This is a genomic window from Streptomyces sp. 7R007 (assembly GCF_054850255.1).
Window position 1 is genome coordinate 36,829 of the sequence record NZ_JBTWMV010000018.1, and the last position, 17,382, is coordinate 54,210.

The following is a 17,382-nucleotide window of genomic DNA, read 5'->3' on the forward strand; positions in this document are numbered from 1 at the left end:
TCAGCCGCCGAACTCCTGCAGACCCTTCAGCGCCTGGTCCAGCAGCGCCTGGCGGCCCTCCAGCTCGCGCTCCAGCTTGTCGGCCTTCGCGGTGTTGCCCTGGGCGCGCGCCTGCTCGATCTGGCTCCTGAGCTTGTCCACCGCGGCCTGGAGCTGGCCGGTCAGACCCTCGGCACGCGCGCGTGCCTCCGGGTTGGTCCGGCGCCACTCGGCCTCCTCGGCCTCCTGGATGGCCCGCTCGACGGCGTGCATCCGGCCCTCGACCTTGGGGCGCGCGTCGCGCGGGACGTGGCCGATGGCCTCCCAGCGCTCGTTGATCGAGCGGAAGGCGGCACGGGCGGCCTTCAGGTCCGTCACCGGGAGGATCTTCTCGGCCTCCTCGGCCAGCTCCTCCTTCAGCTTCAGGTTCTCCGACTGCTCGGCGTCCCGTTCGGCGAAGACCGAGCTGCGGGCGGCGAAGAAGACGTCCTGGGCGCCGCGGAAGCGGTTCCACAGGTCGTCCTCGTGCTCGCGCTGGGCGCGGCCCGCCGCCTTCCACTCCGCCATCAGCTCGCGGTAGCGCGCGGCGGTCGGCCCCCAGTCCGTCGAACCGGACAGCGCCTCGGCCTCGGCGACCAGCCGCTCCTTGGTCCTGCGGGCCTCCTCGCGCTGCGCGTCGAGCTGCGCGAAGTGCGCCTTGCGCCGCTTGGAGAACGCCGAGCGGGCGTGCGAGAAGCGGTGCCACAGCTCGTCGTCCGACTTGCGGTCCAGCCGCGGCAGACCCTTCCAGGTGTCCACCAGCGCCCGCAGCCGCTCGCCGGCCGCCCGCCACTGGTCGGACTGCGCCAGCTGCTCGGCCTCGGCGACCAGCTCCTCCTTGGCGTGCCGCGCCTCGTCGGACTGCTTCGCCCGCTGCTGCTTGCGCTCCTCGCGGCGCGCCTCGACCGTCTCGACCAGCTTGTCCAGCCGCTGCCGCAGCGCGTCCAGGTCGCCGACCGCGTGGTGTGCGTCGACCTGCTCCCGGATGTGGTCGATGGCGGCCTGCGCGTCCTTCGCGGACAGGTCGGTGGTCTTCACTCGCTTCTCGAGGAGGCCGATCTCGACAACCAGGCCCTCGTACTTGCGCTCGAAGTAGGCCAGCGCCTCCTCAGGGGAGCCGGCCTGCCAGGAACCGACGACCTGCTCGCCGTCGGCCGTACGCACGTACACGGTCCCCGTCTCGTCGACGCGGCCCCACGGGTCGCTGCTCACAGCGCCTCCTCCACATGATGCCTGCGGAGGGCTTCAGCACCCCCGGGCATCGTCCACAGTTTCGTCACGGCCAACATAGGCGACCGGCGGGTTGCCTGTCCGCATCCCGCGCGACCGAAATTTCGCACCTCGGCGTCCCGATCGGCTCGGGAAGCGCTCAGGATTTCGTGACCGTGGCCTTGTTGATCACGACCGTCGCGTTCGGTGCTCCGTCGCCCGCGCCCGTGCTCTCGCCCGCCGCGGCGATCTTCTTCAGCACCTTCATGCCCGCGCTGGAAATCGTGCCGAACGGCGTGTAGCTGGCCGGGAGCTGACTGTCCTGGTAGACGAGGAAGAACTGGCTGCCGCCGGTGTGCTTCTGCCCGGTGTTCGCCATGGCGACCGTGCCCGCCGGGTAGATGCCGCCCTTCAGGCTTTTGTCCTTGAGGTTCTCGTCCGGGATGGTGTAGCCGGGACCGCCGCTGCCGGAGCCGGTCGGGTCGCCGCACTGCAGCACGTAGATGCCGCTGGTGGTGAGCCGGTGGCACTTCGTGTGGTCGAAGAAGCCCTTGCCCGCGAGGAAGTCGAAGGAGTTCACGGTGTGCGGGGCGGCCGACGTCTTCAGGGCGATGTCTATCTCACCGCACGTCGTGGAGAGCTTCATCGTGTACTTGGCCGACTTGTCGATGGTCATCGCCGGCTCCTTCTTCCAGCTCATCTTCTCCACCGACCCCTTGGCCGCCTTCTCGCACGGGTCCGGGAGCTTGGTGGCCGAGGCGCTCGGGGTGGTCTCCGAGCTGGCGTTGGCCTTGTCGTCGTCGTTCTTGAGGACGCCGGTCGTGTACAGGGCGACACTGCCGATGACGACGACACCGAGCACCGAAGCGATCACGGAGTTGCGCATGCGTGCCCTGCGTCGCGCCTGGGTACGCCGCTGCTGCTGCCGCAAGAACTTCTCCCGGGCGAGCTGACGCTTCCGCTGTTCCTGGCTGACCACCGGTTTTCTCCTCATGCGTCTCGTACGTCGACTGGGACGCGTGCGTCTTGTGAGCCGACCGCCTGTGTGTGCCCCGTACCGTATATGGGTTCGCTGAGGAATCGGCAGCGCCGGTAGGCTCTGACAGCAGATGTAGCCGCCCGTATCGACACAACGAAGGACGATCGTGCTCATTGCCGGGTTCCCCGCCGGGGCCTGGGGGACGAACTGTTATCTCGTCGCCCCCGCCGCCGGTGAGGAGTGCGTGATCATCGACCCCGGCCACCAGGCCGCCGAAGGCGTCGAGGAAGCACTGAGGAAGCATCGGCTCAAGCCCGTCGCCGTCGTCCTCACCCACGGCCACATCGACCATGTGGCCTCGGTCGTCCCGGTCTGCGGCGCGCACGACGTGCCGGCCTGGATCCACCCCGAGGACCGGTTCATGATGAGCGACCCCGAGAAGGCGCTCGGCCGTTCCATCGGCATGCCGCTCATGGGCGAGCTGACCGTGGGGGAGCCGGACGACGTCAGGGAGCTCACGGACGGGTCGCGGCTGGAGCTCGCGGGGGTGGAGTTCTCCGTCGCGCACGCGCCGGGCCATACCAAGGGGTCGGTGACCTTCCGGATGCCCGAGACGGCCGACGTCCCGTCGGTCTTCTTCTCCGGGGATCTGCTCTTCGCCGGCTCCATCGGACGCACCGACCTGCCCGGCGGTGACATGGCCGAGATGCTCGACTCGCTGGCCCGCGTGTGCCTGCCGCTCGACGACTCGACCGTGGTGCTGTCCGGCCACGGCCCCCAGACGACCATCGGCCAGGAGCGCGCCACCAACCCCTATCTGCGGCAGGTGGCGGCCGGCCAGGGAGCCGCCGAGGCTCCCCGACGAGGAATGTGACGAGAGACTTCGTGAGCACCTTCAAGGCCCCCAAGGGCACGTACGACCTCATCCCGCCGGACTCCGCGAAGTTCCTGGCGGTCCGCGAGGCGATCGCCGCGCCCCTGCGCGCTGCCGGCTACGGCTACATCGAGACCCCCGGCTTCGAGAACGTCGAGCTCTTCGCGCGCGGGGTCGGCGAGTCCACCGACATCGTGACGAAGGAGATGTACGCCTTCGAGACCAAGGGCGGCGACAGGCTCGCCCTGCGTCCCGAGGGCACGGCCTCCGTGCTGCGCGCGGCGCTGGAGGCCAACCTGCACAAGACGGGCAACCTCCCGGTCAAGCTCTGGTACTCCGGCTCGTACTACCGCTACGAGCGTCCGCAGAAGGGCCGCTACCGGCACTTCTCGCAGGTCGGTGCCGAGGCGATCGGCGCGGAGGACCCGGCGCTGGACGCCGAGCTGATCATCCTGGCCGACCAGGCGTACCGCTCGCTGGGCCTGAGCGACTTCCGCATCCTGCTCAACAGCCTGGGCGACAAGGAGTGCCGTCCGGTGTACCGGGCCGCGCTGCAGGACTTCCTGCGCGGCCTCGACCTCGACGAGGACACCCTGCGCCGGGCCGAGATCAACCCGCTGCGCGTCCTGGACGACAAGCGCGAGTCGGTGCAGAAGCAGCTGGGCGACGCCCCTCTCCTGCGGGACTACCTGTGCGACGCGTGCAAGGCGTACCACGAGGAGGTCCGCGAGCTGATCACCGCGGCGGGCGTCGCCTTCGAGGACGACCCGAAGCTGGTGCGCGGCCTGGACTACTACACGCGTACGACCTTCGAGTTCGTGCACGACGGTCTGGGCTCCCAGTCCGCGGTGGGCGGCGGCGGTCGGTACGACGGCCTGTCGGAGATGATCGGCGGCCCCGCGCTGCCGTCCGTCGGCTGGGCGCTCGGCGTCGACCGCACCGTCCTGGCCCTGGAGGCGGAGGGCGTCGAGCTGCAACTGCCCTCCACGACCAGTGTGTTCGCGGTGCCGCTCGGCGAGGAGGCGCGCCGCGTGCTGTTCGCCAAGGTCACCGAGTTGCGCAAGGTCGGCATCGCGGCGGACTTCTCCTACGGCGCCAAGGGCCTCAAGGGCGCCATGAAGAACGCCAACCGCAGCGGCGCCCGCTACACGATCGTCGCCGGCGAACGCGACCTCGCCGAGGGCGTCGTCCAGCTCAAGGACATGGAGTCCGGCGAGCAGACGGCGATCGGCGTCAACGAGATCGTGGCGGAGCTGGAGTCGAAGCTGGGCTAGCGCGTGCCCGAGGACGCCGGGAGAGCACCTCCCGGCGCCCTCGTCACTCCTCCAGCAGCCCGTGACGCATCGCGCGGGTCACCGCCGCCGTCCGGTCGTCGACGCCCAACTTGGCGAAGGCGCGCAGCAGATGGGTCTTCACCGTCGACTCGCCTATGAACAGCCGGCGGCCGATCTCCGCGTTCGTGCAGCCCTCCGCCACCAGGCGCAGTACCGCGGTTTCGCGTTCCGACAGGCGGGGGCGTTCCGGTCTGGCGCGTAGGCGGTCGACGAGGCGGGCCGCCACGGAGGGGGCCAGGACCGTCTCACCGCGGGCCGCAGCCCGTACCGCGTCGGCGAGTTGGGCGCGGGGCATGTCCTTGAGGAGGTAGCCTGCCGCGCCGGCCTCCACCGCCCGCAGGATGTCCCGGTCCGTCTCGTAGGTGGTCAGGACGATCACCCGGCAGGCCAGCCCCGCCTCGGTCATCCGCACGATGGAGTCGACGCCCCCGCCGCCCGGCATGCGCAGGTCCATCAGCACGATGTCGGGCCGGAGTTCGGCGGCCAGCGCCTCCGCCTGGGGCCCGGCGGACGCGTCGGCGACCACCTCCAGGTCGGGCTCGGCGCTGAGCATCGCCCGCAGCCCCTCGCGTACCACGGGATGGTCGTCGGCCAGGATGATCCGGATCACGACGCACTCCGCGCGGGCACCACGGGCAGGCTGACCGTCACCGTCGTCCCGGCCCCCGGCACGCTGCACACCCGCGCCGTCCCGCCCACCTCGCCGGCCCGCGCCCGCAGCCCCGCGAGCCCGTAACCGGCACAGGGGACGCCCGGATCGAAGCCGCACCCGTCGTCGCGTACCGACACGGTGAGCGTGTCGTCGGAGTACGCCAGCTCGATCCCCACCGCCGCCGAACTCCCCGCGTGCTTGCGGGCGTTGGCCAGCGCCTCCTGGCAGGAGCGCAGGGCCACGACCTCGGGGCCGGCCGGCAGCGGCCGTACCGGACCGCTGACCTCCAGCGTCGCCGCGTGACGGGCGGCCAGGCGGCGCAGCGCGTCCGGGAGGGAGGCGCCGTCGAGGTCGGCGGGGGCCGTCCCGGCGACCAGGGCGCGCGCCTCGGCGAGGTTCTGCCGGGCGGTCTCGTCCATCAGGGCGAGATGGCGGCGGGCCTGCGGCAGGTCGTCGTCGAGCTCGGCCTCCACCGCCTGGATCAGCATCAGCAGACTCGTGAAGCCCTGCGCGAGCGTGTCGTGGATCTCCCGGGCCATGCGCTCCCGCTCGGCCAGCGCGCCGTGCGCCGCCGACAGCCGCGAGACCTCATGGCGGCTGGCGTCCAGTTCGGCGATCAACTCGGCTCGCTCCACGCTCTGTTCGATGATGCGGATGATCCAACTGCCGATCACCACCGAGAAGACCAGCATCATCCCGGAGAACAGGAAGTTGGCGAAGACCAGTTCGCCGCTCGGCCGCCGCAGCAGGGCCCAGCCCACCACCGGCGCCAGGTTGATGAACGAGACGGTGACCAGGGCCCAGCGCATCCGCAGGGTCATGAAGCACTGCGGGATGAGCGCGAACGCCATCAGCCGCGTCTCGTCGACCAGGATCGCCGACGGCAGGAACAGTGCCGACACGGCGGCCAGATAGCGCAACGCCCGCTTCTGCGGCGGCGGATCCTCCTGGATCAGCGCCCGGCCCGCCCCCACGTACAGCGGCACCAGCGGGACCAGCAGCCCGGCCGCGACCACGCGCACGGCCCAGCTCTGCTGCGCCGCGCCCAGCACGAAGGCGACCGTGGCCACCCAGGCGACCGCGAAGTACAGGTCCCACAGCCGCACCGAACGGTCCCAGGCGTGCGCCCCGGGCGCCGCACCCGCCGGGGTCACCCCGAGCGCCGGTCCTTCCAGCGGAACGTCAGCAGACACAGCACCAATCCTCCGAGGCACCAGGCGGCCAGCACCAGCGCGGTCTTCCCGAACTCCCAGCTCCCCGCCTGCTCCAGGACCTGCGCGGAGTCCGGCAGGAAGACCCCCCGCAGACCCTGGCACAGCCACTTCAGCGGGAACAGGGCGCCGATGGTCAGCATCCAGTCCGGGATGGTGTCGACGGAGATGTACACCCCCGAGATGAACTGCACGACCAGGAACGGCAGCACGACCACGGAACTGGCGCTCTTCGCCGACTTCGGCACCGAGCTGATCGCGATGCCGAGCAGGGCGCAGCCCGTCAGCCCCAGTAGGAAGATCCAGCCGAAGTCGGCCCAGCGGGAGGCGTCCGACGGCAGGTCGACGCCGTACAGGGTGGTGCCGACGAGCAGCAGGATCGCCGTCTCCACCACCCCGGTGAACAGAACCAGCCAGATCTTGCCCAGGAAGTACGCGGCCGGCGGCATCGGCGTCCCGCGCAGCCGGCGCAGCACCTTCTCGTCCCGCTCCACGGCGATCGAGATGCCCAGCGACTGGAAGCTCGTCGACATGATCCCGGAGGCCATCATCGCGGGCACGTACAGCTGCGAGGCCGTGACACCGCTGCCGCGCACGTCGTCGTGGAAGATCGACGCGAACAGGAACAGGAAGACGACCGGGAAGGCGAAGCTGAACACCACCTGGTCGCGCTGGCGGAAGAACTGCCGGATCTCCAGCAGGCCCCGCCGGCGCCCCAGTGCCCACGCCCCGGGCAGCCGCCCCGCGCTCGCCCGTGCCCGGGCCCGTACGGCGGTCGTGGTCATCGCGCCCTCTCCTGTCCGGTCAGCCGGAGGTAGACGTCCTCCAGGGTGGGGCGGCCGACCAGCAGCCCCGGGATCTCGCCGTCGAAGCGGCGCATCAGCTCGGCGACCGTCCGGGTCGGGGTGTCCGTCCGTTCGCTGCGCGGGGTGCCGTCGGGCTCGGTCCACCGGACGGTGGCCCCGGTGCCGTAGCGCTCGCGCAGGGCGCCCGGCTCACCCGTGGCGACGACCCGCCCCCTGGCGACGACGGCGAGCCGGTCGGCGAGCGCCTCGGCCTCCTCCAGGTAGTGCGTGGTGAGCAGGATCGTCGTGCCCTCGTCGGCCAGCCGGCGGATCAGGTCCCAGAACTGCCGCCGGGCCGCCGGGTCGAAACCGGTCGTCGGCTCGTCCAGGAGCAGCAGCTCCGGGTCGCCGATCACCCCCAGGGCCACGTCCAGACGCCGGCGCTGACCGCCCGAGAGCGCCCTGATCCGGCTGTCCGCCTTGGCGGCGAGACCGACGAGACCGATGACCTCCTCGGGGTCGCGCGGCCTCGGGTAGTAGTGCGCGAAATGCCGTACCGTCTCGCGGACCGTCAACTCCGCGGGCGCCGATTCGTCCTGCCAGACGATTCCCACACGGGACCTCCACGCACGCGTGCCGTGCGCCGGGTCCGCGCCGAGCACCGCCACCTCGCCCGCGTCCCGGCAGCGGTTGCCCTGGAGGATCTCCACCGTGGTGCTCTTGCCCGCCCCGTTGGGCCCGAGCAGGCCGAACACCTCACCGCGCGCGATGCTCAGGTCGATGCCGTCGACGGCGGTCACGTCCCCGTAGCGCTTGCGCAGCCCCCGAACGTCCACCGCGAGTTCGTTCGCGTGTGCTGTCATGCCGACGAGCCTCGTCCGGAACCGAACGCTCGGGGACGACCGTGCGTACTTCCTTATGTCCACCGAACGGTGGACAACGGTGTTCGTGCGGCACAATGGCCCCTGCCCGAAGAAGGTCCAACTCTCAAGCAGACGGAATCGGCGTGATGAGCAAGACGACAGTCAAGGACGTCTCCACCGAGCCCGAGCCGAACAGCGCGGCACCCGGGACGCGGTCGGTGGGCGGCAGCCGCGCCTTCGCGCTGCTGCTGATCATCACCGGCGCGGCCGGTCTGCTCGCGGCGTGGGTCATCACGATCGACAAGTTCAAGCTGCTCGAGGCCAAGGTCGAGGGCAAGACGTTCACCCCCGGCTGCAGCCTCAACCCGGTGGTCTCCTGCGGCAGCGTGATGGAGTCCAAGCAGGCCGCAGCCTTCGGCTTCCCCAACCCGATGCTCGGCCTGGTCTGCTACGGCATCGTCATCTGCGTCGGCATGAGCCTGCTGGCCCGCGCCCGCTTCCCGCGCTGGTACTGGCTGACCTTCAACTTCGGCACGCTCTTCGGCGTGGGCTTCTGCACCTGGCTGCAGTTCCAGTCGCTGTACCGGATCAACGCGCTGTGCCTGTGGTGCTCGCTGGCCTGGGTCGCGACGATCACCATGTTCTGGTACGTCACCTCGTTCAACGTGCGCAACGGCTTCCTGCCGGCCCCGCGCTGGCTGAAGAGCTTCTTCGGCGAGTTCACCTGGGTCCTGCCCGTGCTGCACATCGGCATCATCGGCATGCTGGTGCTGACCCGCTGGTGGGACTTCTGGACCAGCTGACAGCGCCCGCCGCGTTGTCAGTGCCGTGATTTAGGGTTTCAGCGTGGAGCCCGACCTGTTCACCGCCGCCGCAGAAGACCGCCAGGAGAAGGATCCGGCATCAAGCCCCCTGGCGGTGCGGATGCGCCCGCGCACCCTCGACGAGGTGGTGGGCCAGCAGCACCTGCTCAAGCCCGGCTCGCCCCTGCGCCGCCTGGTGGGCGAAGGAGCGGGCGGCCCGGCGGGCCCCTCCTCGGTGATCCTGTGGGGTCCGCCCGGCACCGGCAAGACGACCCTCGCGTACGTCGTCTCCAAGGCCACCAACAAGCGCTTCGTGGAGCTGTCGGCGATCACCGCGGGCGTCAAGGAGGTCCGCGCGGTCATCGACGGCGCCCGCCGCGCCACCGGCGGCTACGGCAAGGAGACCGTCCTCTTCCTGGACGAGATCCACCGCTTCAGCAAGGCCCAGCAGGACTCCCTGCTGCCCGCCGTCGAGAACCGCTGGGTGACCCTGATCGCGGCGACCACGGAGAACCCGTACTTCTCGGTGATCTCCCCGCTGCTGTCCCGCTCCCTGCTGCTCACCCTCGAACCCCTCACCGACGACGACATTCGCGGCCTGCTGAAGCGGGCGCTCGCCGACGAGCGCGGTCTGAAGGACGCCGTCACCCTCCCCGAGGACACCGAGGACCACCTCCTGCGCATCGCCGGCGGCGACGCCCGCCGCGCCCTGACCGCCCTGGAGGCCGCCGCCGGCGCCGCCCTCGACAAGGGCGAGACGGAGATCGCGCTGACCACCCTGGAGGAGGTCGTCGACCGGGCCGCCGTCAAGTACGACCGCGACGGCGACCAGCACTACGACGTCGCCAGCGCCCTCATCAAGTCCATCAGGGGCTCGGACGTCGACGCCGCCCTGCACTACCTGGCCCGCATGATCGAGGCCGGCGAGGACCCCCGCTTCATCGCCCGCCGCCTGATGATCTCCGCGAGCGAGGACATCGGCCTGGCCGACCCGAACGCCCTGCCGATCGCCGTGGCCGCCGCCCAGGCCGTCGCCATGATCGGCTTCCCCGAGGCCGCCCTCACCCTCAGCCACGCCACCATCGCCCTCGCCCTGGCCCCCAAGTCCAACTCCGCGACGACCGCGATCGGCGCCGCCCTGGACGACGTACGCAAAGGGCTGGCGGGTCCGGTCCCACCGCATCTCCGCGACGGGCACTACAAGGGCGCCGCCAAGCTCGGGCACGCCCAGGGGTACGTGTACCCGCACGACCTGGCCGAGGGCATCGCCGAGCAGCAGTACGCGCCGGACGCCCTCAGGGACCGCGAGTACTACACCCCGACCCGGCACGGCGCGGAGGCGCGGTACGCGGACGCCGTCGAGTGGACCAGGAAGCACCTCGGTCGCAAGCGGCCGTGAGCACCCTGTAGACTCGCCCGGAGTGCCGAGTCCCGTGCCGTCAGAGCGGGACAGCCGGCCGGAACCCCCAGCGGGTTCCAGGAGCGTCGCGCACCGTCGAACGGTGTCGCGGGCAGCCCACCACCACCCGTCGCAGGACGGGACAGGTCGGTGGGCCACTCGCGTGCTGCACGTATGTGCCCAGACCAGGGGAGCGGCTGCCCACCGAGTCCACCAGGACGAGGCGGGATTCCCCGGCTGCGGATTGCGACCTCCCTCAACACTGACAAGCCGGAAAACTAGGAAAAGAGAGACAGTGGCGAACCAGTCCCGCCCCAAGGTCAAGAAGTCGCGTGCCCTCGGCATCGCGCTGACCCCGAAGGCCGTCAAGTACTTCGAGGCCCGCCCCTACCCGCCGGGTGAGCACGGCCGTGGCCGCAAGCAGAACTCGGACTACAAGGTCCGTCTGCTGGAGAAGCAGCGTCTGCGCGCGCAGTACGACATCTCCGAGCGCCAGCTGGTCCGTGCCTACGAGCGCGCCTCCAAGGTGCAGGGCAAGACCGGTGAGGCCCTGATCGTGGAGCTGGAGCGCCGTCTCGACGCCCTGGTGCTGCGTTCGGGCATCGCCCGCACGATCTACCAGGCCCGCCAGATGGTCGTGCACGGCCACATCGAGGTCAACGGCCAGAAGGTCGACAAGCCGTCGTTCCGCGTCCGTCCCGACGACGTCGTGATGGTCCGCGAGCGCAGCCGCGAGAAGACCCTCTTCCAGATCGCCCGTGAGGGCGGCTTCGCCCCCGAGGGCGAGACCCCGCGCTACCTGCAGGTGAACCTCAAGGCCCTGGCGTTCCGCCTGGACCGCGAGCCGAACCGCAAGGAAGTCCCGGTCATCTGCGACGAGCAGCTGGTCGTCGAGTACTACGCCCGCTGATCACCGGCCGGCGGTAGCACCACCTCAGCCCGCCGTCTCCCCGCCCTTCCGGGTGCGGGAGGCGGCGGGTTCGTGCATGTCCGCCCGCGCCCCCGCCCGCACCGGCCCGCGCGGCGACGGCACCGCCTCCAGCGCCCGGGACACCGCCGCCTCCCGTACCAGCCGCGTCCCTTCCCGTACGCACTCCTCGTACCGCTCGTCGCCCAGGCGTTCGCGGGCCGTCGCCTCGCACAGCTCGTGCGGGGTGTTGTAGTACGCCGAGCCGAACAGCGGCAGCCCCACCGACGGCCACATCCGGGCCGCGGCCCCCTGAAGCACCGCGGCCTCCGCCGCGTCGCCCTCCGCGGCCGTGACCAGGGCCAGCAGCTCGACCGACAGCACCGAGCCGAGCAGGTCGTGGAAGGCGTGGGCGCCGGTCAGGCAGTCGGTGAGCAGGGCCCGCGCCCGCGTCAGGTCGCCGTCCGCCCAGGCCGCGTAGGCCAGGACGTACAGCGCGTAGGAGCGGGTCCACCGCTCGCCGTGGTCCTCGCACACCCGGCGCACGTCCTCGCACAGGCGCACCGCGTCCGGCAGATCGCCCTGGAAGGCCCGCGTCATCGCCAGCTCCACCTGGCCCATCAGCACGTTGCTGTTGAGCTCGCCGATCTCCTGGTAGCGGGCGAGCGCCGAACGCAGCAGCGTCTCCGCCCGCGCCATGTCGTCCGCGACCAGCGCCAGACAGCCCGTGCGGTGCTCGGCGTACGCCACCGCCGTCGGATCGGCGAAGCGCTCCGCCTCCTCCCGGCACTCCTGCAGGGCGGCCAGCGCGGGCACCGTGTCGCCCTGCAGGATCGCCACGTAGCCGAGCACCCACAGGGCCTTCAGCCGGGACCGCTCGTGCCCCGAGTCGAGGCGGACCACCTGTTCCAGCCAGTGCCGGCCCTCCGACAGCCGTCCGCAGCCGGCCCAGTAGAACCACAGCGAGGCGGCCAGGTACTGCCCCAGGTGCGCCTCCTCCGGGTCGGCCAGGCACTGCTCCAGCGCGCACCGCAGATTCGGCAGCTCCGCCTCCACCCGCGCCGCCACCTCGGGCTGGCGCGGTGAGAACCAGTCCAGCTCGCACCAGGTCGCCAGCCCCAGGTACCAGTCGCGGTGCCGGCGCCGCAGCCGCAGCTCGTCCCCGATCGCCGCCAGCCAGTCGGCGCCGTAGGCCCGGACCGTGTCCAGCATGCGGTAGCGCACGCCCGCCGGGGTCTCCTCGCGGGTGAGGACGGACTGCGCGAGCAGCTCGGTGAGCACGTCCAGGACGTCGTCGGCGGGCAGACCGTGGCCGCCGCAGACGTACTCCGCCGCCTCCAGGTCGAAGGGCCCGGCGAACACCGACAGCCGCGACCACAGCAACCGCTCGCGGGGCGTGCACAGTTCGTGGCTCCAGCCGATCGCCGTGCGCAGCGTCTGGTGGCGCGGCAGAAAGTCCCGCCCGCCGCCGGTCAGCAGCCGGAAGCGGTCGTCGAGGCGCTCCAGCACCTGCCCGGGCGACAGCGCCCGCAGCCGCCCGGCCGCCAGCTCGATCGCCAGCGGGATCCCGTCCAGGCGCCGGCACACCTCCCGTACCTCCGGACCGTCCGGCACGGTCACGCCCTGCCGGGCCGCCCGCTCGGTGAACAGGCGCGCCGCCTCGTCCTCGCCCAGCGGCGGCAGCGGGAACACCCGCTCGCCCGCCACCGCCAGCGGCCGCCGGCCCACGGCGAGCACCCGCAGTCCCGGCGCCCGGCGCAGCAGGTCGCCGACGAGACCCGCGCACGCCTCCACCACATGCTCGACCCCGTCCAGCACCAGCAGCAGCCGCCGCTCGGCGAGGTGCGCCAGCAGCGTCTCGCGCGGCAGCCGCGTGGTGTGGTCGGTCAGCCCCAGCGCCTCGACGACGGCGTAGTCGACGAACTCCGCGTCCCGCACCGGCGCCAGCTCCACCCGCCACACCCCGTCCGGCGGCGCGCACCGGCCCGCCGCCCGGGCCGCCAGCCGGGACTTGCCCACCCCGCCCGCGCCGGTCACCGTCACCAGCCGCGCGTCCTCCAGCGCCCGCGCCAGTCCCGCCAGTTCGGCCTCACGGCCGACGAAGGCGTCGACCTCCGCGGGGAGATTGCCGGTCGGGGAGCCCTCGTAGCGCTGATGATGCCGCATGGAACACGGAGCGTACTCAACCATATTCACTCCGTACAATCGCTTCGCACCACCGCGCAGCGCGCGGGCGGAATCCGGTACGGAGTCCCACCCCCGGCGCGATAGGCTCGGTCTCGACTTTTCTCGATGTTCAGGCACGTTTCAGGGAGCGGGTGCACGTGGTGTCCGGTGGAGAGGTGGCCGGGATCCTGGTGGCCGTCTTCTGGGCGATCCTGGTCTCCTTCCTCGCCGTCGCACTGGTGAGGCTGGCCCAGACGCTCAAGGCGACCACCAAGCTCGTGGCGGACGTGACCGACCAGGCCGTCCCGCTGCTGGCCGACGCCTCCGCGGCGGTGCGTTCCGCGCAGACCCAGATCGACCGGGTCGACGCGATCGCCTCCGACGTCCAGGAGGTCACGTCCAACGCGTCGGCGCTGTCGACGACGGTCGCCTCGACCTTCGGCGGCCCCCTGGTCAAGGTCGCCGCCTTCGGCTACGGCGTGCGCCGGGCGCTCGGCGGACGCAAGGACGACGTGCCCGCGAAGTCGCCCCGGCGTACCGTGATCGTGGGCCGCACGGTTCCTGCCGCACGCCGCAAGCGGAAGTAAGGACTGAGACCCAGCGATGTTCCGCCGTACGTTCTGGTTCAGCACGGGCGTCGCCGCCGGTGTGTGGGCCACCACCAAGGTCAACCGCAAGCTGAGGCAGCTGACCCCCGAGAACCTCGCCGCCACGGCCGCGAACAAGGCGATCGAGGCCGGTCACCGCATCAAGGACCGCGCGGTCGGCTTCGCGCTCGACGTCCGCGACAACATGGCCCGGCGGGAGGAGGAGCTCGGGGAGGCCCTCGGCCTCAACGCGAACCCCGAACTCCCCGCGCCCCGGCGGTTCGCCGCCATCGAGAACCGCAACAACCCGAAGTACGTCGAGGGTTCGACGTACCAGACGTACTCGTACAACCGGAATGAGGACCACTGATGGAGTCGGCCGAGATCCGCCGCCGCTGGCTGAGCTTCTTCGAGGAGCGCGGGCACACCGTCGTCCCTTCGGCGTCGCTCATCGCGGACGACCCGACTCTGCTCCTCGTCCCCGCCGGCATGGTGCCCTTCAAGCCCTACTTCCTCGGTGAGGTCAAGCCGCCCTTCCCGCGCGCCACCAGCGTGCAGAAGTGCGTGCGCACGCCCGACATCGAGGAGGTCGGCAAGACCACCCGGCACGGCACCTTCTTCCAGATGTGCGGCAACTTCTCCTTCGGCGACTACTTCAAAGAGGGCGCCATCAAGCTCGCCTGGGAGCTGCTCACCAGCCCCCAGGACAAGGGCGGTTACGGCCTGGAGCCGGAGAAGCTCTGGATCACCGTCTACAAGGACGATGACGAGGCCGAGCGCATCTGGCACGAGGTCGTCGGCGTGCCCATGGAGCGCATCCAGCGCCTGGGCATGAAGGACAACTTCTGGTCCATGGGCGTCCCCGGACCCTGCGGCCCCTGCTCCGAGATCAACTACGACCGCGGCCCCGAGTTCGGCGCCGAGGGCGGCCCCGCCGTCAACGACGAGCGGTACGTGGAGATCTGGAACCTCGTCTTCATGCAGTTCGAGCGCGGCGAGGGCACCGGCAAGGACAACTTCGAGATCCTCGGCGACCTGCCGAGCAAGAACATCGACACCGGCCTCGGCCTGGAGCGCCTCGCCATGATTCTGCAGGGCGTGCAGAACATGTACGAGATCGACACCTCCATGGCCGTCATCAACAAGGCCACCGAGCTGACCGGTGTCGCCTACGGCGACGCGCACGCCTCCGACGTCTCCCTGCGCGTGGTCACCGACCACATGCGCACCGCCACCATGCTGATCGGCGACGGCGTCACCCCCGGCAACGAGGGCCGCGGCTACGTCCTGCGCCGCATCATGCGCCGCGCCATCCGCAACATGCGCCTGCTCGGCGCCACCGGCCCGGTCGTCCTCGACCTGATCGACACCGTGATCCGGATGATGGGCCAGCAGTACCCGGAGCTGGTCACCGACCGCGAGCGCATCGAGAAGGTCGCCCTCGCCGAGGAGAACGCCTTCCTCAAGACGCTGAAGGCCGGCACCAACATCCTCGACACCGCCGTGACGGAGACGAAGGCCGCCGGCTCCTCCGTCCTCCCCGGCGACAAGGCGTTCCTGCTCCACGACACCTGGGGCTTCCCGATCGACCTCACCCTGGAGATGGCCGCCGAGCAGGGGCTGTCCGTGGACGAGGAGGGCTTCCGCCGCCTGATGAAGGAGCAGCGGGAGCGCGCCAAGGCCGACGCCCAGGCCAAGAAGACCGGCCACGCCGACCTGGGCGCCTACCGCGAGATCGCCGACAGCGCCGGCGAGACCGAGTTCATCGGCTACACCGACACCGAGGGCGAGTCCACGATCGTCGGCATCCTCGTCGACGGCCTGTCCTCGCCGGCCGCCACCGAGGGCGACGAGGTCGAGATCGTCCTGGACCGCACGCCGTTCTACGCCGAGGGCGGCGGCCAGATCGGCGACACCGGCCGGATCAAGGTCGACTCCGGTGCCGTCATCGAGGTCCGCGACTGCCAGAAGCCGGTGCCCGGGGTCTACGTCCACAAGGGCGTCGTCCAGGTCGGCGAGGTCACCGTCGGCGCCAAGGCGCAGGCCAGCATCGACGCCCGCCGCCGCAAGGCCATCGCCCGCGCCCACTCGGCCACCCACCTCACCCACCAGGCGCTGCGCGACGCGCTCGGCCCGACGGCCGCGCAGGCGGGTTCCGAGAACCAGCCCGGCCGCTTCCGCTTCGACTTCGGCTCGCCGTCCGCCGTGCCCACGGCCGTGATGACCGACGTCGAGCAGAAGATCAACGAGGTCCTCGCCCGCGACCTCGACGTCCGCGCCGACGTCATGGGCATCGACGAGGCCAAGAAGCAGGGCGCCATCGCCGAGTTCGGCGAGAAGTACGGCGAGCGGGTCCGCGTCGTCACCATCGGCGACTTCTCCAAGGAGCTGTGCGGCGGCACGCACGTGCACAACACCGCCCAGCTGGGCCTGGTGAAGCTGCTCGGCGAGTCCTCCATCGGCTCGGGCGTCCGCCGCATCGAGGCCCTGGTCGGTGTGGACGCCTACCACTTCCTCGCCCGTGAGCACACGGTCGTCAACCAGCTGACCGAGCTGCTCAAGGGCCGCCCGGAGGAGCTGCCGGAGAAGGTCTCCGCGATGCTCGGCAAGCTGAAGGACGCCGAGAAGGAGATCGAGAAGTTCCGCGCCGAGAAGGTGCTCCAGGCCGCCGCCGGTCTCGCCGAGTCCGCCAAGGACGTCAGGGGCGTCGCACTGGTCACCGGTCAGGTGCCGGACGGCACCACCCCCGACGACCTGCGCAAGCTGGTCCTCGACGTGCGCGGCCGCATCCAGGGCGGCCGGGCCGCCGTCGTCGCCCTCTTCACGGTCAACAACGGCAAGCCGCTGACCGTCATCGCCACCAACGAGGCCGCCCGCGAGCGCGGTCTCAAGGCCGGTGACCTGGTCCGCGCCGCCGCCAAGACCCTCGGCGGCGGCGGGGGCGGCAAGCCGGACGTGGCCCAGGGCGGCGGCCAGAACCCGGCCGCGGTCGGCGAGGCCGTGGACGCGGTCGAGCGGCTGGTCACGGACACCGCGAAGTGACCATGCGCAGAGGCCGCCGGCTGGCGATCGACGTCGGGGACGCCCGCATCGGGGTCGCCTCGTGCGACCCCGACGGGATCCTCGCCACCCCGGTCGAGACGGTCCCCGGCCGGGACGTCCCCGCAGCTCACCGGCGCCTTCGCCAGCTGGTCGAGGAGTACGAGCCGATCGAGGTGCTCGTCGGTCTCCCGCGTTCCCTCAGGGGCGGCGAGGGGCCGGCCGCGGTCAAGGTCCGGGCCTTCGCGCAGGAGCTGGCCAGGGGCATCAAGCCCGTCCCGGTCCGGCTGGTCGACGAGCGGATGACCACGGTGACGGCCACTCAGGGACTGCGCGCCTCGGGGGTGAAGTCGAAGAAGGGCCGCGCGGTGATCGACCAGGCAGCCGCCGTGATCATCCTGCAGCAGGCGCTGGAAGCCGAACGGGTGTCAGGTAAAGCACCCGGCGAAGGCGTCGAAGTGGTCATCTGATCGCGATACGGTAACGTTCCGCGCGATGTCGGCGTTCGAACAGGCGCCGCACAGAATGAGGCGGAACGGTGGCAGGGCCCGCAAAA

Annotated in this window: 16 protein-coding genes; 9 read left to right on the forward strand and 7 right to left on the reverse strand. The window is 71.1% G+C overall.

Translation table 11 applies throughout. The features are described 5' to 3' along the window. Entirely contained in the window at positions 1-1,230 is a 1,230-nt protein-coding gene (locus tag ACYF6T_RS23640; RefSeq protein WP_461698814.1) for a DUF349 domain-containing protein, read from the reverse strand. Positions 1,231-1,387: 157 nt separating this feature from the next. After that, entirely contained in the window at positions 1,388-2,206 is an 819-nt protein-coding gene (locus ACYF6T_RS23645; RefSeq protein WP_461698815.1) for a peptidylprolyl isomerase, read from the reverse strand. Between the two features lie 166 nt (positions 2,207-2,372). Here ACYF6T_RS23645 and ACYF6T_RS23650 point away from each other — a divergent pair, with 166 nt between their 5' ends. Both ACYF6T_RS23650 and hisS read left to right on the forward strand, forming a co-directional pair. Further along, positions 2,373-3,080: an MBL fold metallo-hydrolase gene (locus ACYF6T_RS23650; protein ID WP_461698816.1), complete on the forward strand. Its 708-nt coding sequence runs from the start codon at positions 2,373-2,375 to the stop codon at positions 3,078-3,080. Positions 3,081-3,091: 11 nt separating this feature from the next. Continuing rightward, complete coding sequence (gene hisS, locus ACYF6T_RS23655) at positions 3,092-4,354, forward strand: histidine--tRNA ligase (protein ID WP_461698817.1); 1,263 nt, start codon at positions 3,092-3,094, stop codon at positions 4,352-4,354. 43 nt (positions 4,355-4,397) lie between these two features. Here the strand turns inward: hisS and ACYF6T_RS23660 are convergent, their stop codons facing one another. Genes ACYF6T_RS23660 through ACYF6T_RS23675 form a run of 4 tightly spaced genes read right to left on the reverse strand, consistent with a single transcriptional unit; the run spans position 4,398 to position 7,925 of the window. After that, entirely contained in the window at positions 4,398-5,024 is a 627-nt protein-coding gene (locus tag ACYF6T_RS23660) for a response regulator (RefSeq protein WP_461698818.1), read from the reverse strand. Further along, the gene (locus tag ACYF6T_RS23665) at positions 5,021-6,259 is read right to left on the reverse strand and encodes a sensor histidine kinase (RefSeq protein WP_461698819.1); all 1,239 of its coding nucleotides are present in this window, start codon (positions 6,257-6,259) and stop codon (positions 5,021-5,023) included. Before ACYF6T_RS23665 ends, ACYF6T_RS23660 begins: the two co-directional genes overlap by 4 nt. After that, the gene (locus tag ACYF6T_RS23670; protein ID WP_461698820.1) at positions 6,217-7,062 is read right to left on the reverse strand and encodes an ABC transporter permease; all 846 of its coding nucleotides are present in this window, start codon (positions 7,060-7,062) and stop codon (positions 6,217-6,219) included. The genes ACYF6T_RS23665 and ACYF6T_RS23670 overlap by 43 nt, the downstream gene beginning before the upstream one ends. Next, positions 7,059-7,925: an ABC transporter ATP-binding protein gene (locus ACYF6T_RS23675; RefSeq protein ID WP_461698821.1), complete on the reverse strand. Its 867-nt coding sequence runs from the start codon at positions 7,923-7,925 to the stop codon at positions 7,059-7,061. The genes ACYF6T_RS23670 and ACYF6T_RS23675 overlap by 4 nt, the downstream gene beginning before the upstream one ends. A 146-nt stretch (positions 7,926-8,071) precedes the next feature. On the opposite strand from ACYF6T_RS23675, the gene ACYF6T_RS23680 reads away from it, so the two are divergent. From ACYF6T_RS23680 to rpsD, 3 genes are all read left to right on the forward strand, one after another. Continuing rightward, positions 8,072-8,728: a vitamin K epoxide reductase family protein gene (locus ACYF6T_RS23680; protein ID WP_461698822.1), complete on the forward strand. Its 657-nt coding sequence runs from the start codon at positions 8,072-8,074 to the stop codon at positions 8,726-8,728. A gap of 43 nt (positions 8,729-8,771) precedes the next feature. Next, on the forward strand, positions 8,772-10,127 hold the full coding sequence (locus tag ACYF6T_RS23685; protein ID WP_461698823.1) for a replication-associated recombination protein A: 1,356 nt from the start codon (positions 8,772-8,774) through the stop codon (positions 10,125-10,127). A gap of 295 nt (positions 10,128-10,422) precedes the next feature. Continuing rightward, positions 10,423-11,037 carry a 30S ribosomal protein S4 gene (gene rpsD / locus ACYF6T_RS23690; RefSeq protein ID WP_461698824.1) on the forward strand — a complete coding sequence of 205 codons (615 nt, stop codon included), beginning with the start codon at positions 10,423-10,425 and terminating at the stop codon, positions 11,035-11,037. A 24-nt stretch (positions 11,038-11,061) separates the two neighbouring features. On the opposite strand, the gene ACYF6T_RS23695 is transcribed toward rpsD, so the two are convergent. Continuing rightward, the gene (locus tag ACYF6T_RS23695) at positions 11,062-13,200 is read right to left on the reverse strand and encodes an ATP-binding protein (protein ID WP_461698825.1); all 2,139 of its coding nucleotides are present in this window, start codon (positions 13,198-13,200) and stop codon (positions 11,062-11,064) included. 152 nt (positions 13,201-13,352) lie between these two features. Here ACYF6T_RS23695 and ACYF6T_RS23700 point away from each other — a divergent pair, with 152 nt between their 5' ends. From ACYF6T_RS23700 to ruvX, 4 genes are read left to right on the forward strand one after another with little or no spacing between them, the layout of a single operon-like run. Beyond that, entirely contained in the window at positions 13,353-13,787 is a 435-nt protein-coding gene (locus tag ACYF6T_RS23700; RefSeq protein WP_461698826.1) for a DUF948 domain-containing protein, read from the forward strand. A gap of 16 nt (positions 13,788-13,803) precedes the next feature. Further along, positions 13,804-14,157, forward strand: a complete 354-nt coding sequence (locus ACYF6T_RS23705; protein WP_461698827.1) for a hypothetical protein — start codon at positions 13,804-13,806, stop codon at positions 14,155-14,157. Then, positions 14,157-16,829 carry an alanine--tRNA ligase gene (gene alaS / locus ACYF6T_RS23710; RefSeq protein ID WP_461698828.1) on the forward strand — a complete coding sequence of 891 codons (2,673 nt, stop codon included), beginning with the start codon at positions 14,157-14,159 and terminating at the stop codon, positions 16,827-16,829. Before ACYF6T_RS23705 ends, alaS begins: the two co-directional genes overlap by 1 nt. A gap of 2 nt (positions 16,830-16,831) precedes the next feature. After that, entirely contained in the window at positions 16,832-17,296 is a 465-nt protein-coding gene (ruvX, locus tag ACYF6T_RS23715) for a Holliday junction resolvase RuvX (protein WP_461698933.1), read from the forward strand. Positions 17,297-17,382 lie beyond the last annotated feature (86 nt).

What these genes read in the sequence shown, in the direction of transcription:
- ACYF6T_RS23670 (WP_461698820.1), bottom strand. Translation starts at nt 7,062, where the DNA reads ATGACCACGACCGCCGTACGGGCCCGGGCACGGGCGAGCGCGGGGCGG.
- ACYF6T_RS23675 (WP_461698821.1), bottom strand. Translation starts at nt 7,925, where the DNA reads ATGACAGCACACGCGAACGAACTCGCGGTGGACGTTCGGGGGCTGCGC.
- ACYF6T_RS23680 (WP_461698822.1), top strand. Translation starts at nt 8,072, where the DNA reads ATGAGCAAGACGACAGTCAAGGACGTCTCCACCGAGCCCGAGCCGAAC.
- ACYF6T_RS23695 (WP_461698825.1), bottom strand. Translation starts at nt 13,200, where the DNA reads ATGCGGCATCATCAGCGCTACGAGGGCTCCCCGACCGGCAATCTCCCC.
- ACYF6T_RS23705 (WP_461698827.1), top strand. Translation starts at nt 13,804, where the DNA reads ATGTTCCGCCGTACGTTCTGGTTCAGCACGGGCGTCGCCGCCGGTGTG.
- alaS (WP_461698828.1), top strand. Translation starts at nt 14,157, where the DNA reads ATGGAGTCGGCCGAGATCCGCCGCCGCTGGCTGAGCTTCTTCGAGGAG.
- ruvX (WP_461698933.1), top strand. Translation starts at nt 16,832, where the DNA reads ATGCGCAGAGGCCGCCGGCTGGCGATCGACGTCGGGGACGCCCGCATC.